At 73.2% G+C, this 10,529-nt stretch carries 4 protein-coding genes; all 4 read left to right on the plus strand.

Annotated elements, in window-relative coordinates; genetic code table 11:
• Positions 1–9 precede the first annotated feature (9 nt).
• Genes GL263_RS02175 through GL263_RS02190 form a run of 4 tightly spaced genes read left to right on the plus strand, consistent with a single transcriptional unit; the run spans position 10 to position 10,456 of the window.
• Positions 10–7,665 (plus strand): non-ribosomal peptide synthetase, encoded by a 7,656-nt coding sequence (locus GL263_RS02175; RefSeq protein ID WP_182853813.1) that lies wholly within the window; start codon positions 10–12, stop codon positions 7,663–7,665.
• Between the two features lie 24 nt (positions 7,666–7,689).
• A complete protein-coding gene (gene fabD, locus GL263_RS02180) occupies positions 7,690–8,631 on the plus strand; it encodes an ACP S-malonyltransferase (protein WP_182853814.1) in 942 nt (313 codons plus the stop codon).
• A gap of 35 nt (positions 8,632–8,666) precedes the next feature.
• Complete coding sequence (locus GL263_RS02185) at positions 8,667–9,467, plus strand: thioesterase II family protein (RefSeq protein WP_182853815.1); 801 nt, start codon at positions 8,667–8,669, stop codon at positions 9,465–9,467.
• 17 nt (positions 9,468–9,484) lie between these two features.
• The gene (locus tag GL263_RS02190; protein ID WP_323379213.1) at positions 9,485–10,456 is read left to right on the plus strand and encodes a 4'-phosphopantetheinyl transferase family protein; all 972 of its coding nucleotides are present in this window, start codon (positions 9,485–9,487) and stop codon (positions 10,454–10,456) included.
• Positions 10,457–10,529: the final 73 nt, after the last annotated feature.

Here is a 10,529-nt window from a genome sequence, read left to right on the forward strand (position 1 = left end):
CCAGTACCCATGACTCAGAACCAACCCATCCGTGGGAGCGAGCCCTTCCCGTTGACCGAGGTCCAGGAGGCCTTCTACGTCGGCCGGTCGCTTGACCCGGGCGCCGGCGGGGGCACCAGGATCCACGTGGAGTTCGAGGTCCCCGCACTGGACGTGGGGCGCCTTGAGCGGAGTTGGAACCGTCTTGTCGCCGTCACGGAGATGTTGCGGGCGCGCCTGCTGCCCGACGGCCGCCAACTCGTCGAGGACGACGTCCCCGCGTACCGCGTCGCGTGCCACGACCTCACAGGGGCCACCGGAGAGGAGAAGGAGGGACGTCTCGCCCGGCTGCGGGCCGAGGCCGCGGCCGGCATCGATCCGCACCGCTGGCCGCTGTTCTCGCTTGCAGCCGTCGAACTGCCGGAACAACGGACCAGGGTGCTTCTGACCGTCGACGAGCTGATCGCCGACGGCCCCAGTGTCTCCCTGCTGCTCCAGGAGTGGTACGCTGGCTATCGGGACGACACGCGGCCGTCCCCTCCTGACCTGACCTTCCGTGACTACGCGCTTGCCGTGAACGCGACGTCGCCGAGCACGGAGGCGCTCGACCACTGGCGGAAGAAGCTTGCCGCGGTGGACTTCGACCATCTGCTGCCCGCCGGCGCCCGGGCGGTCGGGGAGCCGGCCGCAGGGGAGCACCGCAGGCTGGTGCTCCGGCTGGACCGGACGCGTTGGGAAGGGGTCCTCGGGGCGGCGAGGGGCCTCCGGGCCACCCCGTCCGCGCTGCTGCTCGCGCTGACCTCGGCGGCTCTGGGCGGCGTGGAGCCGGGGGGCGGTTCGTTGCCCGTCGTGCTGACGACCTACAACCGCCGTCCGATCCATCGCGACGTGCCGCGCCTGGTCGGGCCGTTCCTCTCCACCTCGGTCTTCGTCGCGCCCGAGCCGACCGGCACGCTCGGCGAACTGGTCGCCGAAGTGCGCGGCCAGCTCTGGCAGGATCTGGAGTACTCCGAGGTCAGCGGCGTGCGAGCGCTGCGTGAGCGCTTCCGCGCCGAACCGGGCCGGCGGCCCGTACCCCTGCCGATCGTCTTCACCAGCCTCCTCGGCAGCATCACCGACCACCACGCCGACGACCCGCACAACTGGGCGGCCGCCGTCGACCTCAACGCCTCGGCGACCCGCACCGCGGGCGTGGCGTTGGAGATGTGCGTGCAGGAGCGAGCCGGAGAACTGTGTGTCTCCTGGGACCTTGACGCGACCCTGCTGGACGCCGCCTGGGCCGACAACGCCTTCAGCCGGCTGGAGGGCCTGCTCCACCGGATCGAGCAGCTCGGCACGGCGGTGTGGGACACCTCCGTCGCCGGCCCAGCGCGTGAGGAGGAGCTGAACCAGCCTCCTCTCACCGAGGTCCAGTCCGCGTATCTGGTCGGCCGGTTGGGACAACTCGGTGGCTCCGCCGAAACGCGCGTCTACCAGGAGTTCCTGCTCCAGGACCACAAGGTGGACGCGCTGGAGGCGGCGTGGAACAGACTTGTGGCACACCATCCGATGCTGCGTGCGGCGATCCGGCCGGACGGCGTGCAGGAGGTGGCTGAGCAGGTGCCGTGGTACCGGATCGTCCGCCACGACCTGACCGGTCAGGTCGGCGACCCCCGCGGGCAGGACGCCGTCGAACAGCGACTCTCCTCGACAGCGGAGCGGTTGCGCGGCGGTACGTTCCCGCTCGGCGAGCGACCCATGTACGTGCTGGAGGCGAGCCTGCTTCCGGGCGGCGACATCGTCCTGCACGTGGTGCTCGACGCCCTGCTCGCCGACGCCCGCAGCTTCGCGTTGCTCTTCGGCCAGCTCTTCGCCCTCCACGACGGCGACGAATCGGTGTTGGCGGAGCCGGCGGACCCGCGGCCCCTGCTGCTGGCGCGTGCCGCGCGGGCAGCCGGAGAACGGGCCGAAGCGGCTCGCGAGGGCTGGCGGGAGAAGTTCGCCGCCCTCCCGTCGGGACCGGCGCTGCCCGAACCGGCGCCGGACGCGCACCGACTGCACCGCCGCACGGAGCTGGGCTCCTGGTCGGCGCTCACCCGACGAGCGGCGGAGATCGGCGTTCCCGCCGACATGGTCCTCCTGACCGCGTACACCGACGAGCTCCGTCGGGAGTTCGGTCCCGAACCGTTCACCATCACCGTGGTGTCCTGGGACCGTCCGGCCGGTGCCGAGCACATGGTGGCCGATTTCACGCAGCTGGCCTGGGTCGTGGTCGACGACACGCTGCCCGTCGGGTTCGCCGACCGGTCGCGCGAGCTGTGGGCGCGCACCCGCGCCGACCTGGAACGCGGGGAGCTCCGCCCCGGGCTCGCCGAACTGCGCGGTCGGGTCTTCCGGTCGGGCGGCGCTCTGCGCCTGCCGGTGGTCTTCACCCGTGTGCCCGAACTCGATCCCGGCCTGAGCCCGCGCGACGTCCGGTTGCGTACCAGCCAGTCGCAGACCGCCCAGGTCGCCCTGGACCACGTGCCGCTGCTCGTCGGGGACAGCCTGGTCGGCCAGTGGGACGCCGCGCACGGGGCCCTGCCCGAGAGTCGGCTCACGGACCTCTTCGAGGGCTACGCGCGGCGGGTCGGCACCTTCCTGGACGAGGGGGTGGGCGGCGCCGCCCCGCCCGCCGCCGGACTCCCCGCGGGGTCGGTCCGCACGGACGAACCGTGGACCATGACAGAACTGCTGGCCGACGCGTTCGAGCGGTACGCCGACCAGGTCGCCGTGCGCTGGGACGGGCGCACCGTCGACTACCGGGAGCTCGACCGCCGTACCGCACGACTGGCGAACCAGCTCACCGCCCACGGTGTACGGCCCGGCGAGCACGTCGCCGTCCACATGGACCGCTCCGACGACCTGGTGGTCGCCCTGGTGGGCATCGTCCGGGCCGGAGCCGTCTACGTGCCGGTCGACCCGGCCAACCCGCCCGAGCGCGTGCGTTACCTGCTGGCGGACAGCGGGGCCCGGGTGGTCGTCGCGGACGCGGCCCGCGCGGCGGTGCCCGCGGAGGCGGGTGCGGTGGTGCTGTGTCAGGACCGTGCCGGGGACCAGGCCCTGCTCGCCGCCCAGCCGACCACCGCGCCGGACGTGGCCCTCACCCCCGACGACCCCGTCTACACGATCTACACCTCCGGCACCACGGGCCGGCCGAAGGGCTGCCGGAACACCCACCGGGGCTTCGTGAACCGGCTGCGCTGGATGCAGAGCCGATTCCCGCTCGGCGTGGAGGACCGGGTGGCGCAGAAGACGCCGTACGGCTTTGACGTCTCGGCATGGGAGTTCTTCTGGCCGCTGCTCGCCGGGGCCTCGATCGTCGTCGCCCGACCGGGCGGACACGTCGACCCGGGCTACCTCGCCCGGTTGCTGCGTGACGAACGGGTGACGGTCGCGCACTTCGTACCCTCGGTGCTCGGTCTGTTCCTCCGGGACCCGGGTGCCGCGGGCTGCGAGTCGCTCCGGTACGTGTTCGCCAGCGGCGAGGCGCTGCCGGTGGCCACGATGCGGCGGTTCTTCCAGGTGCTGCCCGGAGGCCCCGAGTTGCACAACCTGTACGGGCCCACCGAGGCGGCCATCGACGTCACCCACTGGGCGTGCCGCGCCGACTGGGAGGAGCCGACGGTACCGATCGGCAGGCCGATCAGCGGCCTGCGCATCCATGTGGTGGACGACCGGCTGCGCCGGGTGCCGGACGGCACGGTGGGCGAGATCGTGATCGGCGGTGTGGGCGTGGCGCTGGGCTACCACCAGCGGCCGGAGCTCACCGCTGAGCGCTTCGTGCCGTCGCCGTTCCCCGACGACCCGTCGCCGCGCCTGTACCGGACCGGTGATCTGGGACGCGTCGGAGAGGACGGCGAGATCCGCTATCTCGGCCGGGCCGACGGCCAGTTCAAGCTCCGAGGGCTGCGCATCGAGCCCGAGGAGGTGGAGGTCGCTCTGACCGACCTGCCGCAGGTCCAGGAGGCCCGGGTGCTCCCGGTGACCGACCGGAGTAGGGGCGAACAGCTGCTCGCCGCTGTCTGTGTGCCGGCCCGGGGCCGGCCGGCGCCGTCGGTGGCACAGCTGCGCCGAGAACTCGCGGACGCGCTGCCCGCGTACCTGGTGCCGAGCGGCTTCCGCTTCGTCGAGCGGCTCCCCCTGACCGCCAACGGCAAGCTCGACCGGCCGGCCGCCGCCGCGCTCTTCGGCGACAACCCGTCCACCGATCCGGCCCCGAGGCAGGAGAACACCGTGTCAGAGCAACCGAGCCGGGCTGCCGAGGGGACCGACCGCGACCTCGCGGACGTGGTCGCCGGGATCAGGGACCTGGTGGCCGAGTGCCTGGACGTCACCGAGGTAGCGACCGGCGCCGACCTGTTCGACCTCGGCGCGACCTCCTTCACCATGATCCGACTGGCGCAGGGCATCGAACGGTCGACCGGAGTGGCCCTGCCGGTGGACGCGCTGATCAGCGGACCCACGGTGACGGCCCTCGCGGCGGCGGTGGTCGCCGCGGGCGGCCGGCCCCCGACCGCGCCCGCCGTTCCCGACCAGCCCGCCGTCGCCAGGCGTCCTGCCGTTCCCGCACGCCCGGCCGTCACCGCCGAGGCGGTGGCGGCGGAGGTCGCCGAACTGCTGGGCCAGCCGGAGGTGGACCCCGAGGCGGACCTCTTCGACCTGGGAGCCACCTCGTTCACGATGATCCGGCTCGCTCAGCGGGTGGCCGAGAGGTTCAACGCGGAGGTACCGGTGGACGCGCTCATCCGCACGCCCACCGCCCGGGGCATCGTCGCCGCGCTCGGCTCCACGGCGGGCACGGGCGGGCCCGGAACCACGGCCGGGACCACCGCCTCGGCCGTCACCACCGGATCCGTCGCGGCCGGGTCCCCGGCCGACGTGCGGATCGCGTTCGACCCGGCGGCCAAGGCCGCCTTCAAGGAGGCCAGGCACGCGGAGCGGCGGCTGCCGGCCACCCTCGACCGGATCCCGCTGCCGGACAGCGGACCCGAGCACGAGCGGGCCGCCTTCGACGCCTCCTCGTTCCGGGAGTTCGACGACGGGCCGGTGCCCGGTGAGCGGCTCTCCACGCTGCTGGCCACGCTGGCCAGGGGAGAGCTGGACGGACGCAGCCGCTTCCGCTACCCGTCGGCCGGTGGGTTCTACCCGGTCCAGGTCTACGTGTACGTGAAACCCGAGGCGGTGAGCGGCGTCGACGGCGGCCTGTACTACCTCCACCCGGGCGAGCGCAGCCTGGTGGCGCTCGCCCCGCTGGCCCGGTTCGGGACCGACGTCCACGTGCTCCACAACCGTCAGCTGGTGGGGGCGGCGTCGTTCGGTGTCTTCCTGGTCTCCACCCCGCAGGCCATCGCCCCGGCGTACGGGGAGCGCAACGCCGCCCGCTTCTCCACGATCGAGGCGGGACACGTCGCCCAGGCGCTGCTCACCGCGGCTCCGGGGCGGGGCCTGGGACTGTGTGCCGTGGGCGAGATGGACTTCGACGCGGTACGTGAGCACTTCGGGCTCCAGGACGGCCAGGAGCTCCTGCTCTCGCTGTGGGGAGGCGCGCTGCCCCGCCCGGCGGTCCATCGTCGCGCGGAACTCGTCGCGGCGGAGCGTTGTTCCCCCGCCGCGTCCGTCCCCACCTCGCCCCCGCTACCGGTGCCCGCCGGGGCGCTCGGCGCGGGCGCCGAGAAGGACTCCGGCGCCGTCGCGGTGGTCGGCTTCGCCGCCGACCTGCCCGGTGCCAGGACGCTGCGCGAGCTCGACGCGTTGCTCACCACCTCGGGGACCGGGATCGGACCCGTGCCGGCCCACCGCTGGACGCCGCTGGAGTCCCGTGCGGAAAGGGACGGTGCACGGGTCGGCGGCTATCTGGCCGACGTCACCTCCGTGGAAGCGGAGGAGTTCGGGTTGTCCCCCGCCGAGGCCGTGGCGATCGACCCGCAGGAACGGCTGCTGCTGTCCGTCGTGCGTCGCTGCCTGGAGGACGCCGCCGTCACCCCGGAACGGCTGGCGGAGACCGGGCGGGTGGGAGTCTACGCCGGTGCCATGTGGCAGGACCACGCGCTGCACGGTGTCGCCGAGCGAGCGGCCGGCGGTTCCGGTACCCACGCCACCAGGGGCGGCCTGGCCCACCGGGTTTCCCACACGTTCGGACTGACCGGCCCCAGCATGCTGCTCGACACCGGTTGTGTTTCCGGGCTGGCCGCCGTGGAGGCGGCCTACCGGGCGGTGCTGGACGGACGGTGCGAGGCAGCGGTGGCGGCCGGCACCAACCTGGTGCTGCATCCGGACCACCTCGACGTGCTGTCCGCGATGGGCCTGGTCGCCGAAACCCCCGACTCCTGCGCGTTCACCGAGCGGGCCACCGGCTGGATCGTGGGCGAAGGTGTCGGAGCGGTACTGCTCAAACGACTGGACCGGGCACTGGCCGACGGAGACCACGTGCACGCCGTCCTGCGAGGCGGGGCGTTGCTGCACGCCGGAACCACCCGCCAGTTCGGGGTACCAGACCCGGGGCGGCAGGAGGAGGTCATGCGCGCCGCGCTGGACGACGCCGACCTCGGGCCGGGCGACATCGGCTACGTGGAGGCGGCGGCGGCCGGCGCGGCCCTGGCGGACGCGCTGGAGTTCTCCGCCCTGCGGCGGCTCTTCGGCGCCGAGGAGCCGGGGGGTTCCCCGGTGCCGGTCGGCACGGTGAAGCCGAACACCGGCCATCTGGAGGCAGCCTCGGTCTTCGCGCAGCTCGGCAAGCTGATCGGGCAGTTCCGACGGGAGCGGCTGTACCCGACCCGGATGACCGCCGAGGTGAACCCGGCCCTGGGAGGCCGGCGAGCGGTGGCGCTCGCCGGCGATTCCGACGACCGTTGGCGGACAGCGCCCGGTCAGCCGCGTCGGGCGCTGGTGAACGGGTTCGCCGGTGGCGGCACCTATGGATGTCTGGTCGTCGAGGAGCCTCCGCGACCGGCCACCGGCGTGAGCGTGTCGGAAGCCGACGCGCCGGCGTTGCTGCTGTCCGCGGACACCCCGGCGCACCTCGCCGACTGGGCCGAGGACCTGGCCCGGGAGCTCGATCGGCGGACCGACCTCACGCTCGGCCAGGTCGCCAGGACCCTGCGGGAGGGACGTCGGGCCAGGCGGGCTCGTGGTGCGGTGGTCGCCGACCGCCACGCCGCCGCCTCCGCGTTGCGCACACTCGCCGAGCGCACCAGGCGGGAGGGCGGCGGCACGCTGGTCGAGCTGACCGAGCCGGTGCCGGAGGATGGTGCCGTGCTGGCCGGATGGCTGGCCGGCGGGCCGGTGGTGCTGCCTCCGGTCGCCGGCGCGCCGCGGCGTGTCGCCCTGCCCGCGGTGCCGTTGGAGCTGCGCGACGTACCGCTGCCGGTCCCGACCGGGTCCGCCCCGGTGGACCTGACGACCGGGCCCGGGACCGACGAGGCCGGGGCCGACGATCCGTTCGCTCGACTGGCCGCGGTGGTGGGTGAGGAACTGGGCGTCGCCACCGAACGGATCTCCCCGACCGACGACCTCTTCGCCATGGGCGCCAACAGCCGTCAGCTGCTGCGCGTCGCGGCCCGGGTGACCGCGGCCGGTGGCCGGGAGCTTCCCCTGGAGGCCCTCTTCACCACCCCGAACCTCGCAACCTTGGCCGACCTCGCCTTCCCGGCGCTTGAGACGGTCTGACCCCCCTGTGACAGAAGGCAGTTGATGACAGTGACCACCATCTTCATGTTCCCCGGCCAGGGGGCACAGCGTGTCGGCATGGGACGCGAACTGTTCGACCGTTTCCCGGAGCTGGAACAGGAGGCGAGCGACGTGCTCGGCTACCGGCTGCGCGAACTGTGCCTGGCCGACCCGAACGGACAGCTCGGCGAGACCCGCTACACCCAGCCGGCCATGTTCGTCGTGAACGCGCTGGCCTACCGGGCGGCACTGGCGGACGGCGCCGAGCGTCCGGACGTCGCCATCGGACACAGCCTCGGCGAGTACAACGCGCTGGAGGCCGCCGGAGTCTTCGACTTCGCCGACGGACTGCGCCTGGTCGCCGCGCGTGCCGCGGCGATGGCCGAGGTGCGGGGCGGTGGCATGAGCGCAGTGGTCGGCCTCTCCGAGGTCACGTTGCGCTTCCTGCTGCTGCGGGCCGGCTTCGCGTCGCTCGACCTCGCCAACCTCAACACCGCGGCTCAGACGGTGGTCGCCGGGCCTGTGGCGGATCTGGAGGAAGCCGGCCAGGTGCTCGAGGACGCCGGCGCGCGGATGGTGCGGCGGCTGACGGTCAGCGGACCGTTCCACTCCCGCTACATGGCGCCCGCGAGGGCGGCGCTGGACCCGCTGGTCCGCTCGCTGCCGCTGCGGGCGCCGGCTTTCCCGGTGCTCGCCAACCGTACGACGGAGCCGTACCGGCCGGACAACACGGCCGAGCTGCTGCTGGAACAGATCGATCACCCGGTCCGCTGGCGCGAGACCGTCGAGTCGCTTCTGCGGTGGCACGACCCGCGGTTCACCGAGATCGGCGAGAGCACGGTACTGCGCAGCATGCTCCGACAGATCCGGCGGGACACCACCGCCGACATCAGCACCGGTGAACCCGCCGCCGACACCGGTTCGACGCAGCCCCCGCGACCGGTCCGCCAGCCGGTCGCCGCCTGAACCGGCGCGAGTCGCACCCCACGAGGAGACACACGATGCGGACTCATCCCTCACCCCACTCGCCGACCACACGTGCGGCACACTGCCCCCGGCCGGTCCCGGGTGCCGCGCTGCGACTGTTCCTGTTCCACCACGCCGGCGGGTCCCATCTCCTGTACCGGGACTGGGTCCGGCACTTTCCCGCCGACTGGGAGGTCCACCTGCTCGACGCCCCCGGCCGCGGCAGGCTCAGCCATCTGCCTGCCTGTCCGGACGTCGAGAGCCTGGTCGACTTCTTCCGCGACGAGATCGTGCTGGCGATGGACCGCCCCTTCGCGTTCTTCGGGCACAGCATGGGCGGCCTCGCCGCCTACGAGTTGACCAACAGGCTCGCCGCCGAAGGCCTGCCCGAGCCGGTCTGGCTGGGACTGTCCGCCCGGGGCGCCCCACGCCTCCACGGAGAGCCGGAGAACCGTCACGCCATGCCCGACGACGAGCTGCGCCGACACCTGGCGGCCATGGGCGGCACCCCGCCCGAGGTGCTCGCCGACGAGGACGTCTGGCAGTTGCTCTCACCGATGATCCGCAACGATCTGCGTCTGGTGGAGACCTGGCGGCCGCGGCCGGGCACTCCGCCGCTGCGGGTGCCCCTCTCGGTGTTCGGCGGCACCGAGGACGTGGTGGTTCCGCCGTCCCGGCTGACCGCCTGGGAGCGACACGCGCGGCGATTCCTCGGACTGCACCTGTTCGAGGGTGACCACTTCTACTTCCGGGACCGGACTCCGGAGATGGTGGGGCTGGTCTCCGAGGGGATCCGGGCGGCACTGGCCGCCCGCACGGGCGCGGGGGCGAGGTGAGGCGCGCGGTCGGGGCGGTGACCGAGGCGGTCGGCCACGGGCCGGGGCCCGGATCGGCCCAACGGGGCCTGGTCACGCTGTGGGTGTGCCACAACGACGATCTCGGCCCCGGCATGGCGACAACTCTGGGCGAGCAGTGGCTGGACGAGAAGGAACGTGAGACCGCGGACCGGTTCGTCTTCGATCGCGACCGCCGTCAGTACCTCGTCGCGCACACCCTGGTGCGCCGGCTGCTCACCTTGGAGACCGGGGTTCCGGAGGCGGCGGTGGAGTTCTGGCGGTCCTCCCGGGGTCGTCCTTTCGTCCGCCCCACCGGGGGCGAGCCGGTGTCGGGACGAGCCGGGCTGGACTTCAATCTCTCCCACTCGCACGGGTACAACGCCGTCGCGCTCACCAGGGGGAGGCGGGTCGGCGTGGACGTCGAACGACTCGACCGAATCGAGGAACGGACCCTGGCCGGCATCGCGGAGAGCTTCGCTCCGGGAGAGCGGCGGTGGCTCACCGGCCTCCCGAAGGGGCGGGCGTACGCGCGCGCGGTACTACGGCTGTGGACACTGAAGGAGGCCTACGCCAAGGCTCGCGGCCTCGGGCTGGCCCTGCCGTTCGAGTCCTTCGGCTTCGTTCTGCGGGAGCGGTCCGGAGTGGCGGCCTTCGAGGCCCCCGGCGACCGCGCCGCCGCACGCTGGTGCTTCGTCGAGCTGGAACCCGCGCCCGAGGTGTTGGTTGCGCTCGCGATCGAGGTCGGGGAGGGAGACGGCCACGCGAGCGCGACCGACGGACCCGTCGTGCGACTGCACACCGGGTTCCCGTGGCGGCCCTCCGCGCCGCGTGAGGTGGTGGAAGCCGGCTCACCCACGCCGCTGCTGTCGCCCGGCACGCTCTCCTGGGAGTCGGGCGCGGCATCGGGTGGGGCGTCGGGCGGTTCTTCCTCCGGCGACGTCAGCGGGCCGCCGCGGCTCTGCCTGCCAGCTGGTCGAACCTCCGTGTGAGCGCCTCCTGTTCGCGCGCAAGGTTTTCCAACCGCTTTCTGAGGCGGGCGAGTTCAGATCCGAGGTCGACGAC

Source organism: Streptomyces durbertensis, assembly GCF_014156695.1.
Classification (GTDB): domain Bacteria; phylum Actinomycetota; class Actinomycetes; order Streptomycetales; family Streptomycetaceae; genus Streptomyces; species Streptomyces durbertensis.